This is a genomic window from Mycolicibacterium vinylchloridicum (assembly GCF_013404075.1).
GTDB classification, from domain to species: Bacteria; Actinomycetota; Actinomycetes; order Mycobacteriales; family Mycobacteriaceae; genus Mycobacterium; species Mycobacterium vinylchloridicum.
The window spans coordinates 130,741-149,521 of sequence record NZ_JACBJQ010000004.1 but is presented as its reverse complement, the minus strand read 5'-3'; the positions used below and the strand labels follow the sequence as shown (position 1 = coordinate 149,521).

The window sequence follows — 18,781 nt, the reverse complement described above, 5'->3', positions numbered from 1 at the left end:
TCTCTATCTGAGCAATCGGATCGGGTCTGTGCGGATCACCTCGGCGGCTTCCTGCAGGAGACGACTGTCGTGCACGTCGTCGTGGTAGGACACCGTGATGCTGCGTTCGCGGCCGATCGTGCCGCTGAACACCGAAATATCCGCCGGCGCCCACGGCTGCAGGGCCGCATTGATCGACCGGGGGCGGTCGGGGAGCCATGGCAGGTGCTCGAACGGGGACAGCCTGCCGACGTCTGAGTAGGCCAGCTCGACGGGGGTGTCGGCGGGCGCGCGCTGCGCGCGTGTCGCGCTGAGCGGCGCGGCCAGGTTTCGGGCCGACGTGGAAGTCAGCGCGAGCAGCGGCAAGGCCGCATCCAGGCGCGCTTTCACCGCGGCGTCGATGGCGCCGACCGGTGCGTCCAGCCCGGCCTGGACGCTGAGTCCTGAGATGAAGTTCGCGTTGACGCGGTCATGGGGCCGCAGATAGCGGCGGCAGTCGACGACGAGTCGCAGCGCGTCGGTGAGGGGCAGTCCGGCCTGGGCCAATGCCGTGCGGACGATGACGAGCCAGGCGACCGCTCGGCTGACGCCGGCGCCGTCGGCCGCTCGCCAGTCGTCCACTTCGCGCTCGGTGGCGGCGTCGACGTGGATCACCTGCACCGCTGCCGAGGGCGGCGGGGCTGCGGGTGCACCGGCGGCGGATCGGCTTCGGACGGGAGTGGCGCGCTGCCTGGCTTCGGTCCACGCGCTGCGCAGCCGGCTCGGGTTCGCGAAGGTGTGGGCCAGCGCGTGGATGACCGGGATCGGGGTGTCCCGATCCCGCAACCAACTCGAGCCCGCTCCTCGAATGAGTTCGAAAAGTGTTGTCACACAATCGATGTAGAGGCGCGCATCGCCGAGGCCATGATCGATGTCGAATGCGATGTGGCGGTCGGAGAGGTAGACGTCGACCGGACCGCGGGGGACCATGAGGTTGCGGATGTACTCGAGTACCGCGGTGGTTCCACGATCGGCGACCTCACTGGGCAGCTCGCGTATCTCGGGCGCGGACTCGGCTGCCCAGCTCCACCGCCATGCCCGCGCATCGGGGGTCAACCCGAGCCGGGTGTGCGGTCCGGATCGGGTGATGATGTCCAGCGCTGCGGCCACCAGATCGCGCTGCGGGACGACGACGTTCTCGAGGCAACCCACATACCGTGTGCCCGCCATCAGCCGATCGAGGCCGCTGGCGTTACTCCGGCGAAGCAAACCGACCTCCGCTACGCCGTGGCCCGCAGACGGCGCTTGATCCGGGCCAGCATCGCCGACATGCCGCGCAGCCGTAGCGGACTGATCAGCGCCGCAAGGCCCAGCTCGGAGTAGAAGTCGTCGGGCACGGCCAAGATGTCGGCCTTCGACTGGCCATCGAGCCCGGTGGCCAGGATCGAGGCGAACCCACGCGTGGTCGGCGCCTCCGCGGGCGCACTGAAGAACAGCCGCACATGATCGGCATCGGAGGCGTCGACGTGGAGGAACAACGGCGACTGGCATTCCGGCACCGGCTCCATGGCCGACTCTTCGAGGTCGGCGGGCAGCGCGGGCAACTCGTCGGCGAACTCCAGCAGCAGCTTGAGCTTGTCCTGGCCCTGCACGTCGCCGAAGTCAGAGACGACCTCGGCCAGCGGCGCGGGCATCGTCACAGGCTGCCCGGTTGCTCACCGGCCACGACGGGCACCCGGACCGTGTTGCCCCATTCCGTCCAGGAGCCGTCGTAGTTGCGGACACCGGGAATGCCGAGCAGGTAGGTCAGCACGAACCAGGTGTGGCTGGACCGCTCGCCGATGCGGCAGTAGGCGATGATGTCGTCCCCGGGCTCGACGAAGGAGTAGACCTCTTCCAGCTCGGCGCGGTTGCGGAACCGGCCGCTGTCGTCGGCGGCCCTGGCCCACGGCACCGACACCGCGGTGGGGATGTGGCCGCCGCGCAGGGCACCCTCCTCCGGGTAGTCGGGCATGTGGGTGCGCTCGCCGGTGTATTCCTGGGGGGAGCGAACGTCGATCAGCGTCGAATGGCCAAGGGAGCCAAGCACGTCGTCCTTGAAGGCGCGAATGGCGGCGTCGTTGCGCTCGACGACCGGGTACCCGGAACCGGTCTTTGCGGGCACATCGAGCGTGGTGTCGCGGCCGTCGGAGATCCACAGATCGCGTCCGCCGTTGAGCAGCCGGACATCCTGATGGCCGAACAGCGTGAACACCCACAGCGCGTAGGCCGCCCACCAGTTGCTCTTGTCGCCGTAGATCACGACGGTGTCATCGCGGGAGATGCCCTTGCGGTTCATCAGCTCGGCGAACTGCTCGCCGTTGATGTAGTCACGCACGTGCGGGTCGTTGAGGTCGGTGTGCCAGTCGACCTTCACCGCGCCGGGGATATGGCCGATGTCGTAGAGCAACACGTCCTCATCGGACTCGACGATGGCCAGCCCGGGGGTACCGAGGTGCGCCGACAGCCAGTCGGCGGTGACAAGGCGCTCCGGGTGGGCGTAGTCCTTGAGGGTGGGGCTGGGATCTGCGGGAAGCGGCACGACGACGAGCCTACCGCTGATCAGCTAACCGGATTGGCCGCCCATAGATCGCCGATCGCCAGGCCGACGTCCTTGAACAGCCGATGCGTCACCGACAGCCCCAGGCCCACCACGTTGGACGGATCGCCGTCGATGCCGTCGACGAACCAGCCGCCGAGCCCGTCGAGGGTGAACGCACCGGCAACCTGAAGCGGCTCACCGGTGGCCAGATAAGCCGCGAGGTCGGTAGGACCGGGGGAGGCGAATCGCACCCGGGTGACCTCGGCCGCAGTGGCGGTGTGGACGGCGCCGCCGTGCAGGACCCGGATGACGCAGTGGCCGGTGTAGAGCAGACCGTCGTGCCCGGCCATCGAATCCCATTGCAGCGCGGCCTGTTCGGGCGTTTCCGGCTTGCCTGATAAGCGGCCGTCGACATAGAGCATCGAATCGCAGCCGATCACAACGCAATCCGAGGTGACGCCGCCGTCCAGGACCTGGTGGACCGCGCGGGCTTTGGCCTTGGCAAGGGCGGTGACGACGTCACCGGGTTCGGCCTCGGTTCCCAGGTGCTCGACGATCGCGTCCTCGTCCACACCCGAGACCACGACCAGCGGGTCGATACCGGCGTTGCGCAGCACGCGAAGCCGGCCGGATGACGCCGAGCCGAGAACGACCCGGGTCACCTGCGGAGGTGCATGCGCTCCAAGAGCGTGACCCGCTGCCAGCTCGAGATGCCGTAGCGCAGCTTGTCGACGGGGTGGCCCCACAGGTTGAGTTCCTGCGGGCCGGGTGCGGGATTGCCGCCACTGGCGGCAGCCAGCACGGTGACCAGGGCGGCGATATCTACGTCGCTCGGGTTGCCCTTCTCGATGCGGATCTCGGCGGGCAGCGGTTCCGGGTTGTCCAGCGTGATGTCCCGGGGATCACTGAGTTCGGTGATGTCCTCGTGCTTGCTCACGGGTGTAGCCCCTTGCTCACAGTGGAATGTTCCCGTGCTTCTTCGGTGGCACCTGAGCGATCTTGCGCTCGAGCAGCCGCAGTGCGGTCGAGATGTAGCCGCGGGTGTGCGACGGCGGGATCACCGCGTCGACGTAACCGCGCTCGGCGGCGATGTAGGGATTCACCAACGTGTCTTCGTAGGTCTGCTGCAGTTCCAGGCGCAGGGCGTCGACATCCTTGCCGTCATTGGCCGCATCCTTGAGCTCCTTGCGGTAGACGAACCCGACCGCACCCGAGGCACCCATGACCGCGATCTGGGCCGTCGGCCAGGCGATGTTGACGTCGCAGCCCATGTCCTTGGAACCCATGACGCAGTAGGCGCCGCCGTAGGCCTTGCGGGTGATGACCGTGACCTTGGCGACGGTGGCCTCGCCGTAGGCGTAGAGCAGCTTCGCGCCGCGCCGGATGATGCCGTTGTACTCCTGCTCGGTGCCGGGCAGGAAGCCCGGCACGTCGACCAGCATCACGATCGGGATGTTGAAACAGTCGCAGGTGCGCACGAACCGGGCGGCCTTCTCGGAGGCGTTGATGTCCAGGCAGCCGGCGAACTGGGTGGGCTGGTTGGCCACGATCCCGACCGGGCGGCCGTCGATGCGGCCGAAGCCGACGACGATGTTCTGCGCGTAGCCCGCCTGGACCTCGAGGAACTCGTCGTCGTCGAGGATGCGTGTGATGACCTCGTGCATGTCGTACGGCTGGTTCGGCGAATCTGGGATCAGCGTGTCCAGCTCGAGGTCTTCGTCGGTGAGGTTGTCCTCGATGGCGCCCGGGTGCGGCGGCGCCGGGTAGCGCGGCGGCTCGGCGTAGTTGTTGGGCGGCAGGTAGCTCAGCAGATCGCGGACGTAATCCAGGGCGTCCTGCTCGCCGGAGGCGACGTAGTGCACGGTGCCCGACTTGGCCATGTGGGTGTGGGCGCCGCCCAGATCCTCCATGGTGACGTCCTCACCGGTGACGGTCTTGATGACGTCGGGGCCGGTGATGAACATCTGGCTGGTCTGGTCGACCATGATCACGAAGTCGGTCAGCGCCGGGGAGTACACATGACCGCCCGCGGCAGCGCCCATGATCAGCGAGATCTGCGGGATCACGCCCGAGGCCTTGATGTTGTTGTGGAAGATCCGGCTGTAGAGGCCGAGCGACACCACACCCTCCTGGATGCGGGCGCCGGCGCCGTCGTTGATGCCGATCAGGGGGCGGCCGGTCTTGATGGCCAGCTCCTGGACCTTGACGATCTTCTCGCCATAGACCTCGCCGAGGCTGCCGCCGAACACGGTGGCGTCCTGGCTGAAGATACAGACCTCGCGGCCGTCGATCGTGCCGTAACCGGTCACCACGCCGTCGCCGACGGGCCGGTTCTCGGCCAGCCCGAAATTGGTGCTGCGGTGCCGGGCGAGGGCGTCGAGTTCGACGAACGAGCCATCGTCGAGGAGCGCGAGGATGCGTTCCCGAGCGGTGAGCTTGCCCTTGGCGTGGACCTTCTCCACAGCAGTCTCGCCGACGGGATGCAGCGACTCCTCGGCACGCTGACGCAGATCGGCCAGCTTGCCTGCGGTGGTGTGGATGTCGATCGTGTGGCCGGCGGCCGGTTCGGTAACGCTCGTCATGGGTGACGATCGTATCGGCAACCTTAAGAAGGCGCTAAGGGGCCCGTCGGCGCGGCGAGTCCGGCCTTCCTGCCTGGCGCGCTAAAACCGTGCGGATTGGCTTCCCCGTCAATTTCCCGCTAATTCTCTTTGATGATGCTGGAGTCCCAATTCTGGGAACCTTCACGCTTAGCTGGGTCCCGTTGTGAGGCGCGTTGCCATGCAGGCGCGGGAAAAGATGGCAAATCTTCGAATCAGGTGTGAGGACGCAGTTAACAGGCTGTATACCCAACTACGGCAAGGTTTTACACATCAATGGTTAATAATCATGGGCCAGCTTATGTTTTAGGTCACACGACGCTGCCAATCGCCTGACATCTGTTGCCGCTTCTAACTAAACGTAGCTACAGTACGTCCGAGCGAACAACTGCCGGTTACTGTCACAACCGGCAAGGCGAATCGATGCACCGCCGCCGCGGGGAGCGGAGTGCGGGACTGAATCGAGGGTGCGTGCTTTGTCGTCTGTGCGGTTCCGACCGGCTGGTGAGTGTCCTCGACCTGGGGGCGACGCCGCCGTGTGAACGGTTTTTGAGCGCCGACGAGCTCGACGCGCCTGAGCCGACGTATCCGCTTCATCTGCGACTGTGCGACGAGTGCCTGCTTCTGCAGATCCCGGCACTGATCACCCCCGAGGACACCTTCACCGAGTACGCGTACTTCTCCTCGTTCTCCGACAGCTGGGTCCGGCACGCGGAGTCATTTGTCGACGATGCCGCGGCCCGCCTGGACCTGGGGCCGGACTCCTTTGTGGTCGAAGTGGCCAGCAATGACGGATACCTGCTCCAGCACGTGGTCGCGGCCGGCATCCCGTGCCTGGGGATCGAGCCATCGCAGAACGTGGGTGCTGTCGCCCGCGACCGCGGAGTTCCGACCCGGACCGACTTCCTCGGCGAGGACGTCGCCGGCGCCGTGGTCGCCGAGCACGGCCCCGCCGACCTGGTGGTCGCCAACAACGTGTACGCACACGTCCCCGACATCGTCGGATTCGGAAAGGCGTTGCGGGCGTTGGTAGCCGACGACGGCTGGGTGAGCATCGAGGTCCACCATGCGCTGAACCTGGTGACGCTCGGACAGTTCGACACCATCTACCACGAGCATTTCCAGTACTACACCGTGCTTTCGGCGACCCGGGCGCTCGCCGCCGCCGGCCTGTCCGTCGTCGATGCCGAACTCGTTGCCACCCACGGTGGGTCGATCCGGCTGTGGGCCCGCCCCGACAGCCTTGGGCCCGAGCCGACTTCGCGGTTCTTCGACGTCATGGCCGCGGAGAAGCGCGCGGGGCTGCACGACATCACGGGTTATCTGGGCCTGAGATCACGGACCGAGGCGTTGCGCCACGAACTCTTGCGATTCCTCCTCGAGTGCAAGGCGGCCGGCCGGCGTGTGGTCGGATACGGCGCTCCCGGTAAGGGCAACACCTTGCTCAACTATTGCGGAATTCGCAGCGATCTCCTGGAGTACACGGTCGACCGCAACCCGTACAAGCACGGTCGTTTCACGCCGGGCACCCGCATTCCCATCCTGGATCCGGCTGCGATCGCGCAGGACCGCCCCGACGTCGTTCTGGTGCTGCCCTGGAATCTGGAAACCGAGATCACCGAACAGCTCTCGTATGTCGCGGACTGGGGCGGCGAACTGGTCTACCCGTTGCCGACCTTGCACACAGTAAGTAAGAAACCGGAAGTCGTTGGGAGTCAAGCCAGATGAAAGTGGTCTTGTTCTGCGGTGGGTACGGCATGCGGATGCGTAACACCATTCACGACGACATCCCCAAGCCGATGCAGATGGTCGGGCCCCGCCCGCTGCTGTGGCATGTGATGCGCTACTACGCGCATTTCGGGCACAAGGAGTTCATCCTGTGCCTGGGCTACGGCGCATCCCGTATCAAGGAGTACTTCCTTCAGTACCGGGAGACGGAGTCGAACGACTTCGTCATGCGCGACGGTGAGGTTCACCTGCTCGACAACGACATCAGCGACTGGACGATCACGTTCGTCGACACCGGGCTGGAATCGCCGATCGGGGAACGTCTGCGGCGCGTGCGCGAGCACCTCGACGGCGACGAGTACTTCCTGGCCAACTATGCCGACGTGCTGACCGACGCCCGCCTCGACGACATCGTGGAGAAGTTTCATGCCTCCGGGGCCGCGGTGTCGATGATGCTGGTCCCGCCGCAGCAGTCGTTCCACTGCGTCGAGGTGAAGGACTCCGGCGAGGTCAAGGACATCGTTCCGGTCGCCAACTTCCCGATCTGGATCAACGGCGGCTTTTTCGTGCTCTCCCAGGAGGTTTTCGACCATCTGCCGCCGGGCGGGGATCTGGTTGCCGACGCCTGCGAGGCGCTGGCCGCTCACGGCCGGTTGTACGGCTACCGGCACGAGGGCTTCTGGAAACCCGCCGACACCTTCAAGGAACGAGCCGAACTCGACGAGGGGTATCGCCACGGCGATCGACCGTGGGCGTTGTGGGAGCCCGCGCATGCGTGAATTGATGACCGGCGCGGTGGACGAGATCGCGGTGCTCGGCGCGCATTGCGACGACATCGCGATCGGGATGGGCGGCACCTTGTTGTCGCTGCCCGTCTCACGGGTGCATGCGCTGGTGCTCTCGGGCGGTGGTGGCGAACGCGAAGCGGAGGAACGCGCGGCGCTCCGTGCGTTCTGCCCGGGCGCCTCGGTGCACGTGACCGTCTTGGACATCCCCGACGGCCGGGCCCCGGCGTACTGGCAGCAGGTGAAGGAAGGACTGCACGACTTCCGCCGATCATGTGATCCAGCAGTGGTTTTCGGGCCGCAGCGCCACGATGCCCACCAGGATCACCGGCTGCTCGCCGAATTGGTTCCCACCGAATTCCGCGATCACCTGATCCTCGGCTACGAGATCGTGAAGTGGGAGACCGATACTCCCCGGCCGACCGTGTTCCATCCGCTGCCGCTGGGGGTGGCCGAAGAGAAGGCACGGCTGCTGCACAAGCACTATCCGTCGCAGTCGTCACACGACTGGTTCGACGAAGAGGCGTTCCTGGGCTTGTCCCGGTTGCGCGGTGTGCAGTGCCGGAGCAGGCATGCGGAGGCGTTCACCGCGGAGAAGATCTCGCTGCGATTCTCGTCGGGATCGGGGGGCCGCTGACATGCTGGTACTCGTCACTGGCCACCAGGGCTACCTCGGCTCGGTCATGGTCGGCGTTCTGCGCGCCGCCGGCCATCAGGTGATCGGGCTCGACTCAGGCTATTTCGCCGATTGCGTGCTGGGGCCGACGCCGCACGACCCACCCCAGATCGGCGGTGGCGGGCCGGTGGATCTTCGCGACATCACCGCCGGCGATCTGGTGGGCGTCGACGCCGTCGTCCACCTGGCGGCGCTGTCCAACGACCCACTCGGCGACCTCGCCCCGGACGTCACCTACGAGATCAATCACCGGGCATCGGTTCAGCTGGCCAACGCGGCGAAGGCCGCCGGGGTCTCGCGCTTCCTGTACGCCTCGACATGTTCGGTGTACGGGTCGGCGGGCGACGACCTGGTCGACGAGCAGGCACCGCTTCGACCGCTGACGCCCTATGCGGAGAGCAAGGTGTGGGTGGAGGACGATCTGGTGAAGATCGCCGATTCGGGGTTCGCACCGGTATTCCTGCGCAACGCCACGGCTTTCGGGTTCTCGCCGCGGCTTCGCGCCGACATCGTGCTGAACAACCTCGTCGGCCACGCCGTGCTCAGCGGTGTCGTGAAGGTGCTCTCCGACGGCACCCCGTGGCGGCCGCTGGTGCATGCCGAGGACATCGCCCGGGCCTTCGCGACCTGCCTGACCGCGCCGGTCGAGGCGATCTGGTGCCAGGCCTTCAACGTCGGCACCGAGACCAACAACCTCACGGTGGCCGACATCGCCCGCGCGGTCACCGACGTCGTGCCCGGAGCGGAACTTCGGATCACCGGTGAGACCGGAGCCGATCCGCGTTCCTACCGAGTCGATTTCGCGAAAGCACGCGAACGCCTGGGATACGAGGCCCGATGGTCGGTGGCCGCCGGCGCCGCAGAGCTCTACGGCCGCTACACCGCGCACGGACTGACCGAATCGGCCTTCTCCGGTCAGTTCACCCGGTTGGCACGACTGAAGGAGCTTCGCCGATCGGGTGTGCTCGACGCGGCGATGTTCACCGGAGGCCGAGTTGGCTGACCAGCTCACGCCAGCTGCCCGCCGAGCGGTCTCGTTGCGAGATCACCGTGGGTGCAAGCGGCCACGAGATGTTCAGGTCGGGATCGTCGAACGCGACCCCGAGGTCCTCGCTGGGATCGTGTGGACGATCGATCCGGTAGCACACGTCGGCCGTCGGCGTGAGTGCCTGAAACCCGTGCAGGAAACCCCGGGGCACGAAGAGGTGAACAAACTCGGTGTCGTCGAGCGTGATCGACAGCTGGTGGCCGAAAGTCGGCGATTCAGGCCGGATGTCGACGACGACATCCTGCACGGCACCGTTGGCGCAGCGGATGAGCTTGGCTTCACCGCCGCCCGACCGGCCGTGCATCCCGCGGATGGTCCCCTGCACCGAACGGGACTGGGAATCCTGGATGAACGACGCGCTGGCTCCCGGCGTGCCGAGGTGGTCGTCGAAGATCTCGGCGTCGAACGTCCGGGTGAAAAGACCGCGTTCGTCGAAGTGCGGCTGGGGAACGAGAACGACGAGGCCTTCGATTTCGGTTTGCCTGATCTGCACGAGGCCATGTTGCCATGAGTCGCTGCAGAGGATGCCACAGTTTCACAGTCACGCCCGTGCTGGATCTCGGTCGCGTGCCTGCTCAGGATTTCTTCCCCGCGGCCACCGATCCCGTTGTGCCCGAGGAGTCGTCGCACCCGTTGACGATGACCCTGTGCGTATCGTGTGGTCTGGCGCAGCTGGCCGACGACGACACCGTGACCGATGAACCGCGTGGCGTCGAACCGCGCGCCCTGCAACTCCAGGCCGTCGACGCCGTGAGCAGGGTGGCCGCGGCCGGGCTCTTGCGGGGAGCGACGGTGCGGGAGTTCGGCAGTCCGCACGGCGGCAGCTGGTTGCCGTCGCTCGCCGAGCGTGGATTCGAGGAGGCCGATGTCGCCGACGTCGTTCTCGACAGCTTCGGGTTGATGCACGAGCCGGATCAGCGGGCCGCGTTCGCGTGCCGTGCCGCCGCGACCGCGGAAGATGGTGTGCTGCTCATCCAGTACCACTCACTGGCCACGATCGTCGGCAAGAATCAGTGGAACTCGCTGCGGCACGGGCACTATGCCTACTACTCGATGACGGCACTACTCGGTCTGCTGGACCAGGCCGGGATGGGCGCGGTCGACGCCTGGGAGTTCGACCTGTACGGCGGCACGGTCCTGGTGGCTGCCAGACACGGCTTTGTGCCGCCGCCTCCCGCGGTGCGTCGCATCCTCGCCGGCGAGTTGGCGATCACCGATCCCGCGGCCGTCGACAGGTTGCAGCGTGCCGCCGACCACCACCGCCGGGCCCTGCGTGATTGGCTCGAACACCAAGCAGCGCAGGGACGGCGGGTCTACGCCTATGGCGCGGCCTCGCGTGCGGTGGCGCTGTTCGCCCTCGCGGGGGTGACCAGCAGGCTCGTCGCGGCCGTCGCTGACGCTTCGCGGGCCAAGCAGGGCCGCCGCATGCCCGGAACGGACGTCCCGATCATCGCGCCGAGCGAACTCGTTGCCGCGGAACCGGATTGCGTTCTGCTCACGTTGCCGGACCTTCTGGATGAGGTGTCGGCCGCCTACCCCCAGCTCACCGGACGGTGGATCAGTGACGACCGCTTCATGACCGATGAACCAGCCCTGCAGAGTCTTGATCGAGAGGAGAGCCACCTATGACGAAGGTCGTCGGGATCTGGGAGGCGATGGCGCACCATACGCGTCGCCCGACCATATCCGTCGTCATACCCGCACTGAACGAGGAGCGCAACCTCGCCTACCTCGCCTCGCGGCTGCCCCACGATGTCGACGAGATCGTGTTCGTCGACGGGGATTCGGTGGACCGGACCGCGGCGGTGGCACGCGAACTCTGGCCGAACGGCGTGCACCTCAAGCAGACCCGCAAGGGCAAGGGCAACGCCCTGGCGTGCGGTTTCGCCGCCGCCTCCGGTGACATCGTCGTCATGATCGACGCCGACGGCAGCACCGACCCGGCCGAGATCCCCCGTTTCGTCGGCGCGCTGATCTCGGGCAAGGACTTCGCCAAGGGCTCGCGCTTCGTCCAGGGCGGCGGCAGCAGCGACATCACCCGCATACGGCGCCTTGGCAACTGGGGGCTCAACACCTTGGTCAACACGCTGTTCGCCACCAAGTACACCGACCTGTGTTACGGCTACAACGCCTTCTGGCGGGACTGCCTCGAGGTGATGGACCTGCCGGACACGCAGAAGCCGGGCGCGCAGTGGGGTGACGGATTCGAGATCGAGTCGCTGATCAATGTGCGGGTCGCCGCCAGCGGAATGCAGATCGCCGAAGTCAGCAGCTACGAGCTGGACCGGATCCACGGCGCCAGCAATCTCAATGCCGTCTCCGATGGGTTGCGAATACTGAAGACGATCCTGCAGGAATTCCGGCGGGCGCGGCGGCGAGGGTGGAAGCGTGGCACCCCGACTCCGCAGGCCGGCATCACCGCGGCGTCGCGGTACCTGCTCGATCAGTCCTTGCCCGACGTACGGCACGCCTGAGCGCGGGCAACCATTGTGAGCCAGATGATGTCGCCGGAATGCCATACCGAGCCAGGGGCGGGCTTCAAGCGTCCCAAAGTGTCCCTGTGCATCCCGGCGTTCCAGGCCGGTCCCTTCCTGCGCGACACCCTCGACAGCGTTCTGGCACAGGACTTTCCTGACCTCGAGATCGTCGTCGTCGATAACAACAGCACCGACGAAACGGCGCTGATCCTCGACCGGATCACCGACCTGCGGGTCAGGGTGGTCCGCAATCAGACCACCCTGACGGCCGAGGAGAACCACAACCTCGCGGTGAAGCTCAGCCGCGGCGAGTTCGTCAAGGTGATCAGCGCCGACGACACCCTCATGAGCAACTGCGTCGCCGCGCAGGCGGCCGTACTCGAGAACAACCCCGACGTCACCGTCGTCGCCAGCCGAACCGACTTCATCGACGACGCGGGCGCGCTGCTCTTCCCGGCCAGGGGCCTGCGCGGCATCCTGGGTCGCCAGACCGGCCAACGCGTGATCCGGCAGATCGTCCGGAGCGCGAAGAATCCGGTGGGCGCACCCGTGTCGGTCATGTTCCGGCGCAGTGATTTCGACCGATGCGGCGGTTTCCGCGGTCCCAACCTGTTCACCCTGGACATGGACCTGTGGACCCGATTGCTGCGCTTCGGTCACTTCTACGGCATGCCCGAGACGCTGGCTGCCTACCGCATCCGGGGTGGTTCGCTGACCGCGTTGACCTCAGCGCGATCACAACTGGAACAACAGGACAGGTTCACCCGCCGGCTCATCGACGATCCCCGCTGGGAGATTCCCTACGTCGATCAGCTCGTCGGCAAGCTCAACCGTTACGACGTTCTCCTCAAGCGCGCGCTGCTGTTCAAGCTGAGCAGCGTGCGCGAGGCGCGGCGACGACAGCGGACGGGCTGACATGACGCCCGAGATGAGTGTGGTCATCTGCGCTTACACCACCGAGCGTTGGGAACGACTGCGTCAGGCCGTGGAGTCTGTGCTGACCGGCAGCGGCGAGCCGGTGGACCTGATCGTGGTCATCGACCATTGCGATGAACTCCTGGACTCGGCCGAGCAGCTCTACGGTGGCGATCGACGGGTTCGGGTGATACCGAACACCGAAGCCCGGGGATTGTCGGGGGCACGCAACACCGGTGTTCGCGCCGCGCGCGGCGAGGTCGTGGCGTTCCTCGACGACGACGCGGTGGCGCAGCCCGGCTGGGCCGACGATCTGCGCAACCACTATGCCGACACGACAGTCGCGGGCGTCGGCGGGTATGCGAGCCCGGTGTGGCCCGCCGCCCGGCCGGCGTGGATGCCTGCCGAATTCGACTGGGTGGTCGGCTGCAGCTACATAGGCCAGCCGAAACAGCTTGCCCAGGTGCGCAATCCGATCGGGTGCAACATGTCGCTGCGGCGGTCGGCTTTCCTCCGGGCCGGCGGGTTCCGATCCGAGGTGGGCCGGGTGGGCGCCACCCCGGTCGGCTGCGAGGAAACCGAGTTGTTCATCCGGATCCGCGCCGACGAAGCCGCCAACCAGGTCTTGTTCGCCCCCGACATTCGGGTCGAACACCATGTGACGCAGGACCGGGCGACGCTGCGCTACTTCGTGCGCAGGTGTTATCACGAAGGCCTGTCGAAGGCCGTCGTCACTGAACTCGCCGGTGCGGCGAATGGGTTGAGCAGTGAGCGCACATACGTGAGCCGTGTTCTCCCGAGGGGCGTGGCACGAGAGCTGCTGTCGATGACGCCCCACGGGCTGGCCCGCGCATCGGCGATCTGCCTGGGTCTGGCAGCCACCGCGGCGGGCTTCGCTCGGGCGACGGCCACCCGCCTGCTGTCGAGGGGCGCAGCGTGAGCCCGCCCGATTCGGCGTGCCTGACGTTGGCACCTGTGCTGCCAAATCCGGCGCGGCCGAGTTGGAGCGGGGCGATCTGGATCGGTGAGGTATGGCTCGACGCAGTCGATTCCGCCGACCGGGCGAGCGTGAATTCCGGGCGGCCGCCGATCTGCCGGCTGCAGAATGCCGAGGGATTCTCCAGGGCGCGGTTGCTCGTCCGGGATCGCGAGCGGGCGGTCGGATTCGTCGATGTCGACGTCACCGACAGTGAGATCGAATTCGCCGATCTGCGCGATCAGGTTGGTGCTCAACGGCATTCGCCGATCCGCTTGCTGCGGGACGACAGCCGCGACGGTTCGGGCGAGGCTGAACACGTCACCGTGGTGGTGTGCACCCGGGATCGGACCGACCTGCTCAAGACGGCGTTGGAGTCGATCCTTGCCGCGACCTATCCCGACTTCGGGGTGCTGGTCGTCGACAACGCCCCACGCACCGATGACACCCGTGACTACGTGAAAAGTCTTGGCGACCCGCGAGTGCGGTTGATCACCGAGCCGGTGCCCGGACTGTCGCGGGCGCGGAACACCGGCTTGCTGGCGGCCACTGGCAACATCGTCGCCTTCGTCGACGATGATGTCGTCGTCGACCGGGACTGGCTGGGCATTCTGGTGCGCGGCTTCGGCTACGGCGACTCGGTGGGGTGCGTGTCCGGGATGGTGCCCGCCGGTGAGTTGCGCACGCCCGCACAGGCGTATTTCGAGAACCGGGCCGGGTGGAGTGAATCCGCGGACGCGCGCATGTTCGAGTGGTCGGCGGCGCCGCGGGACGTTCCGCTGTTCCCCTTCGAGGTTCGGCACTACGGAACCGGCGCCAACTTCGCCGTCGACCGCCGGGTGGTGTTGCGCCTCGGCGGTTTCGACGAACGTCTCGGTGCCGGAACCCGGGTGAGCGGTGGGGAGGACATCGACATGTTCTTCCGCATCCTGCGATCCGGGCGGCAGTTGGTCCGGGAACCGGCGGCGATCGCCTGGCATCGGCACCGGGCGACCACCGACGACCTTCGTGCCCAGACCCGCGGCTACGGATTGGGTCTGGGGGCGTGGCTGGCCAAGCTCGCCTCCGATCCGGCGATGGCGCTGCTCGCGCTCAAGACCGTCGTGCGGCGCAGCGCTGCGTTGGTCCGTCATCTGCGGTCCACCGCGCGAAGGGCGACGCCGACGACAACGGTGCGAGCGGACCTGCCACCTGATATCGGCAGCGGGACATGGCGATTCATCGCGGCGGGCGCGTGGGTGTATCTCGTGGCGCGGGCCCGCTGATGGTCACCACGGACATTCCGCCGCCGACCGCGGGCCGCAACATGACGGTGAACTCGATTTCGCTGATCGCGTCGAGTCTGCTCACCGGAATCCTCGGTCTGGTCTTCTGGGGCGCGGCTGGACGCTTGTATCCCGCGGAAGAAGTCGGTGTGGCGGCAGCCCTGATCACCTCGGCGCTGATGCTGTCCATGCTGTCGATGCTGAGCATCGACACGATCTACGAACGCTTCCTGCCGCTGGCCGGTAACCGGGCCGGCTCGCTCATCAAGCGGGGATACGTGACGGTCGCCGGCACTGCGCTGCTCGCTGGTTGGGCGCTGGTCGTTTTCGGGCCGCGCGACGAGCTGTTCACGTCGCGGTGGGCGATGGTGTGTTACCCGCTGCTGGTGATGGTGCTCGCGGTGTTCACCTTGCTGGACAAGACCGCTGTCGGTCTCGGGGTGACGAAATGGTCGGCGGTGAAGAACCTCGTTCACGCGATCGTGAAACTCGCCGTCCTGTTTGCTCTGGTGTGGACCGGTAGCGGCGCGTCGATCGTGCTCGCCTGGGGCGCGACGGCGGCCGCAGGCACGGTGTTGGTCCTGGCGGCGATGCGGCGGCGGTGGAACACACATGCCCAGTTCCGCCAGCCGTCCGAACTGCCGGCCCGCACACAGCTGTTGTCGTATGTCGGATCCTCTTTCGGGATCACGACATTGTGGATCATCGGGCCCCTGATCGTGCCGCTGGTCGTGGTGAGCCGTTTCGGTGCGGCGGCCAATGCGCACTTCGCGGTGACGTGGGCGATCATCAACGCCCTCTATTTCGCGGTGCACCTGGTGATGAGCCCGTTCGTCGCGGAGGTCGCCGCGCACCCCGACAAGGTGGCAGCACTATCCACCCGGATGGTCCAGATGATGGCGGTGGTGTCGGTCGTCGGTTCGCTCGGACTGGTGCTGGTCGGCCCGTACGCGTTGGACCTCATCGGTCCCGACTACCGGGCACAGGGCCAAGGGCTACTGGTGCTGGCGGCGGTGTTCGTACCGTTGTCCGCGGTGAGTGCGATCTACGAGGGGTTCGCGCGAGTCCGCCGCAAACTCACCCTCATGGTCGTCATGCGCTGTGTCTCAACGGCCGTCGTGGTCGTGGGCACACTGATGATCACCACCCGTAGCGGCGTGATCGGCGTCGGCTGGGCATACCTTGTGGCCGAAGCGATTCCAGCGGTGATCCTGCTACCGCTGGTGATTCGCTGGTTGCGCAGCGTGCGGACGGCCGGCGCGGCTTAGAGCGAGTACTGGCGGACCCAGTCGACCGACATGGCGGCGCCGCTGTTCAGGTCGCCGCCGAAGTTGTCGAGCTGGATGCACAAGTGCATCGGGCCCGGCGGAAGGTGCGCCGGATCCGTTGCCTGCCACCACTGGACACCGTCGACGAACACCGCGACGCGCTGGGGCGTCCATTCCACCGCCCAGCTGTGCCACTGTGTGGCATCGATCTGCACGGCACCCGACTCGCGTTCGTCGTTCGGTCCGTAGTGCAGCCAGCCTTCGACCGATTGCCGGGTGGGGTCGGCGATCTCCATGAAATCGATCTCACCGCCGACGGGCCAATTCTCGGCGTCCGGCCACAACAGCAGCAGCGAGTGGTATCCCGGTGCCGACGGCGACGATTTGACGCAGGCCTCCCAGCGGCCGTGGAGTTGTCCGGGCAACAAGGCCATCCCGCCCGAGTTGCCTTGGGAATCACCGGTGATCGTCAACGTTCCGTTGGCCGCCGATATCGCCGACGGGGTACGCCGGCCATTGCCGTCATGGCCCGGACCGTCGTAGACCGACCATTGCCGCAGCGATGCGGGGTCGGTGAAGTCGTCGGCACGATTCGGTGTTCCCCAGCCCAGTGTCGCGGCCGCAGTGTTTGCGCAATTGCCGTTACCGGACTGGGCGCCGGCGACCGGGCGCAGGAGCGCGGCGGATCCGACCGTGAGTGCGACGGTTCCTGCCGCGACGCTGGTCAGCGAGATCGCCACGCGAGCGGCCCGCGCGAGGGGGACTGGCATGAGCTCCCTATGATTCGGCCGACCCGGTAGCCGCCAGTCTACCTAGCCGTCCGGCCCACCACGCCGCTGACGTGAGGTGACCCAGTCCACGAGCATGCTGGCCAGGCCCGGCCCCCTGAAGCGGTTGCAATCGCACAACGCGCAGTCCGTTCCGCGTCGGTGATGCTCGTGCGCGGGACGGTCGTGTCCACACTTACACAGCCGATTTCGCATCAGTCCCGAACCATACGCCGCAGGTGGCGGCACTTCCCTCATTGAACGCGGTGGTGACGGCGTTTCGGGCCGATTTTTGACCCCGGCGTAACGGAGGCACCCTGGGCAAGGGGTGTATTGCCTTGTTGCTGCGAAGTATTCGCACGCGCGGATATCGCTGGAGACCGGCCATTTGTTTCCGATTTCAACTGTTACCAAAGTGATAAATGTGCTGGCTAGGAATAGTGATTGACCTGAGCCTATTGTGATTCCGCTCACTCACCTCGAGGGCGCCTACAACGCGATGGGGCCACGATGTTCCGTTTGTGCTCGGCGGTCGTCGTGGTCGCGGCCGTGCTGGCGCCGCCTGCCGGTGCGGCCGCCGGCGTGACGCCGATCGAGGCGGAAACGATGAGTCTCTCGACGACCAAGGGCGCCAAGATCATCGCCGATTCCACCGCAACGGGCGGTACGGCACTCGGCCTGACCGGCGCGGTGACGGTGGCATCGACTCTGGCACTGCCGCAATCGGTCAGCGTCGTCGTGCGTGCCCGGGGATTGCAGTGTTTCGGGGCGCCGGTCGCTGCGGTGTTCGTCGACGGCGTGATCATCGGCCGCAGCCCCATCACGGCGAGCAGGTGGACCGACTACACGGCGACCGCGAACATCCCGGCCGGAACGCACACCGTCGGAGTCAAGTTCGCCAACCCGCAGTGGTTCTTCTGCGCGCGGGCGCTCTACATCGACACCGTCAGCATCGTTGCCGCGACCGGCACCACACCCCCGAGCGATGACCTGACGGATGCGCCGGTAGCCGACCTACCGGGGTGGAAGCACATCCTCGCCGACAACTTCACCCGCGACGCCCCGCTGGGCAGCTGGGCCAACCCCGCCGACCCGAACAAGGTGGTCTACGTGGGCTCCGACGGCCAGAAATGGCTCACCTACCCGCAGACCTTCACCGACACCTATCAACATCGGCCGTATCGCCCCGATCAGGTTCTCAGTGTTTCGGGCGGCACCCTGGATTACTACCTGCACAACGTCAACGGCCAACCCGCGGGCGCGAATCCGTCCCCGATTCTGCCCAACGGCACCCAATATCAGACCTACGGGCGCTACTCGGTGCGGCTCAAGGCCGACACATCCACGCTGAGCGAGTACCACATCGCGTTCCTGTTGTGGCCGCAGTCCGAACTGTGGCCCAATGACGGAGAAGTGGACTTCCCGGAGGGCGCATTGTCGTCGACGTCGAAGGCGTTCGCCCACTATGCCCGCGCAACCGGCGGCCAGGACGGCGCCGACACCGGCAAGACGTTCACCGACTGGCACGTCTACACCGTCGAATGGCTGCCCGGCCACGTCAAGTTCTACCTGGACGACAATTTGGTGCTCGACAGCACCAAGTACGTGCCCAGCAAGCCCATGCGCTGGCAACTGCAGGTCGAGACCGACGGCAATGGGACCAACAGTGGCCACGTGCTGGTCGACTGGGTTTCCATCTGGTCCTACGCGGGCACCTGATGCCCGCGCGAGCGATGC

General features: G+C 66.5%; 19 protein-coding genes. 11 read left to right on the top strand and 8 right to left on the bottom strand.

The window, feature by feature from the left end; genetic code table 11:
* Nucleotides 1-3: 3 nt before the first annotated feature.
* Genes HPC46_RS05590 through HPC46_RS05565 form a run of 6 tightly spaced genes read right to left on the bottom strand, consistent with a single transcriptional unit; the run spans nt 4 to nt 5,121 of the window.
* Nucleotides 4-1,188, bottom strand: coding sequence for a hypothetical protein (locus HPC46_RS05590; RefSeq protein ID WP_179467627.1), 1,185 nt, complete (start codon nt 1,186-1,188; stop codon nt 4-6).
* Nucleotides 1,189-1,238: 50 nt separating this feature from the next.
* Nucleotides 1,239-1,652: a SufE family protein gene (locus tag HPC46_RS05585; RefSeq protein WP_005140392.1), complete on the bottom strand. Its 414-nt coding sequence runs from the start codon at nt 1,650-1,652 to the stop codon at nt 1,239-1,241.
* Between the two features lie 2 nt (nt 1,653-1,654).
* Nucleotides 1,655-2,539: a sulfurtransferase gene (locus HPC46_RS05580; protein WP_179467625.1), complete on the bottom strand. Its 885-nt coding sequence runs from the start codon at nt 2,537-2,539 to the stop codon at nt 1,655-1,657.
* A 20-nt stretch (nt 2,540-2,559) separates the two neighbouring features.
* A complete protein-coding gene (locus HPC46_RS05575; protein ID WP_179467623.1) occupies nt 2,560-3,201 on the bottom strand; it encodes a Maf family protein in 642 nt (213 codons plus the stop codon).
* Nucleotides 3,198-3,476, bottom strand: coding sequence for an acyl-CoA carboxylase epsilon subunit (locus HPC46_RS05570; protein WP_179467621.1), 279 nt, complete (start codon nt 3,474-3,476; stop codon nt 3,198-3,200). The genes HPC46_RS05575 and HPC46_RS05570 overlap by 4 nt, the downstream gene beginning before the upstream one ends.
* Nucleotides 3,477-3,492: 16 nt before the next feature.
* Nucleotides 3,493-5,121, bottom strand: coding sequence for an acyl-CoA carboxylase subunit beta (locus HPC46_RS05565; RefSeq protein ID WP_179467619.1), 1,629 nt, complete (start codon nt 5,119-5,121; stop codon nt 3,493-3,495).
* Nucleotides 5,122-5,610: 489 nt separating this feature from the next.
* On the opposite strand from HPC46_RS05565, the gene HPC46_RS05560 reads away from it, so the two are divergent.
* The 4 genes from HPC46_RS05560 to HPC46_RS05545 are packed head-to-tail and all read left to right on the top strand — an operon-like array spanning nt 5,611 to nt 9,331.
* Nucleotides 5,611-6,867, top strand: coding sequence for a methyltransferase domain-containing protein (locus HPC46_RS05560; RefSeq protein WP_179467617.1), 1,257 nt, complete (start codon nt 5,611-5,613; stop codon nt 6,865-6,867).
* Nucleotides 6,864-7,646: a sugar phosphate nucleotidyltransferase gene (locus tag HPC46_RS05555; RefSeq protein WP_179467615.1), complete on the top strand. Its 783-nt coding sequence runs from the start codon at nt 6,864-6,866 to the stop codon at nt 7,644-7,646. Before HPC46_RS05560 ends, HPC46_RS05555 begins: the two co-directional genes overlap by 4 nt.
* On the top strand, nt 7,639-8,289 hold the full coding sequence (locus HPC46_RS05550) for a PIG-L deacetylase family protein (RefSeq protein WP_179467613.1): 651 nt from the start codon (nt 7,639-7,641) through the stop codon (nt 8,287-8,289). The genes HPC46_RS05555 and HPC46_RS05550 overlap by 8 nt, the downstream gene beginning before the upstream one ends.
* Before the next feature lies 1 nt (nt 8,290).
* Nucleotides 8,291-9,331 carry an NAD-dependent epimerase/dehydratase family protein gene (locus tag HPC46_RS05545; protein ID WP_179467611.1) on the top strand — a complete coding sequence of 347 codons (1,041 nt, stop codon included), beginning with the start codon at nt 8,291-8,293 and terminating at the stop codon, nt 9,329-9,331.
* Here the strand turns inward: HPC46_RS05545 and HPC46_RS05540 are convergent.
* A complete protein-coding gene (locus HPC46_RS05540; RefSeq protein WP_179467609.1) occupies nt 9,309-9,869 on the bottom strand; it encodes a dTDP-4-dehydrorhamnose 3,5-epimerase family protein in 561 nt (186 codons plus the stop codon). The two genes, HPC46_RS05545 and HPC46_RS05540, sit on opposite strands and share 23 nt — an antisense overlap.
* A 14-nt stretch (nt 9,870-9,883) precedes the next feature.
* On the opposite strand from HPC46_RS05540, the gene HPC46_RS05535 reads away from it, so the two are divergent.
* Genes HPC46_RS05535 through HPC46_RS05510 form a run of 6 tightly spaced genes read left to right on the top strand, consistent with a single transcriptional unit; the run spans nt 9,884 to nt 16,277 of the window.
* Nucleotides 9,884-11,005, top strand: coding sequence for a transferase (locus HPC46_RS05535; protein WP_179467607.1), 1,122 nt, complete (start codon nt 9,884-9,886; stop codon nt 11,003-11,005).
* The gene (locus tag HPC46_RS05530; RefSeq protein ID WP_179467605.1) at nt 11,002-11,850 is read left to right on the top strand and encodes a glycosyltransferase family 2 protein; all 849 of its coding nucleotides are present in this window, start codon (nt 11,002-11,004) and stop codon (nt 11,848-11,850) included. Before HPC46_RS05535 ends, HPC46_RS05530 begins: the two co-directional genes overlap by 4 nt.
* Before the next feature lie 24 nt (nt 11,851-11,874).
* Nucleotides 11,875-12,768, top strand: a complete 894-nt coding sequence (locus tag HPC46_RS05525) for a glycosyltransferase family 2 protein (protein WP_233716234.1) — start codon at nt 11,875-11,877, stop codon at nt 12,766-12,768.
* Between the two features lies 1 nt (nt 12,769).
* The gene (locus HPC46_RS05520) at nt 12,770-13,708 is read left to right on the top strand and encodes a glycosyltransferase family 2 protein (RefSeq protein ID WP_179467603.1); all 939 of its coding nucleotides are present in this window, start codon (nt 12,770-12,772) and stop codon (nt 13,706-13,708) included.
* Nucleotides 13,705-15,009: a glycosyltransferase family 2 protein gene (locus HPC46_RS05515; protein WP_179467601.1), complete on the top strand. Its 1,305-nt coding sequence runs from the start codon at nt 13,705-13,707 to the stop codon at nt 15,007-15,009. Before HPC46_RS05520 ends, HPC46_RS05515 begins: the two co-directional genes overlap by 4 nt.
* The gene (locus HPC46_RS05510) at nt 15,009-16,277 is read left to right on the top strand and encodes a lipopolysaccharide biosynthesis protein (RefSeq protein ID WP_179467599.1); all 1,269 of its coding nucleotides are present in this window, start codon (nt 15,009-15,011) and stop codon (nt 16,275-16,277) included. The genes HPC46_RS05515 and HPC46_RS05510 overlap by 1 nt, the downstream gene beginning before the upstream one ends.
* Here HPC46_RS05510 and HPC46_RS05505 read toward each other — a convergent pair.
* Nucleotides 16,274-17,047: a glycoside hydrolase family 16 protein gene (locus HPC46_RS05505; RefSeq protein WP_179467597.1), complete on the bottom strand. Its 774-nt coding sequence runs from the start codon at nt 17,045-17,047 to the stop codon at nt 16,274-16,276. The genes HPC46_RS05510 and HPC46_RS05505 overlap by 4 nt on opposite strands.
* 507 nt (nt 17,048-17,554) lie before the next feature.
* Here HPC46_RS05505 and HPC46_RS05495 point away from each other — a divergent pair.
* Nucleotides 17,555-18,763, top strand: coding sequence for a family 16 glycosylhydrolase (locus HPC46_RS05495; protein ID WP_218893747.1), 1,209 nt, complete (start codon nt 17,555-17,557; stop codon nt 18,761-18,763).
* Nucleotides 18,764-18,781 lie beyond the last annotated feature (18 nt).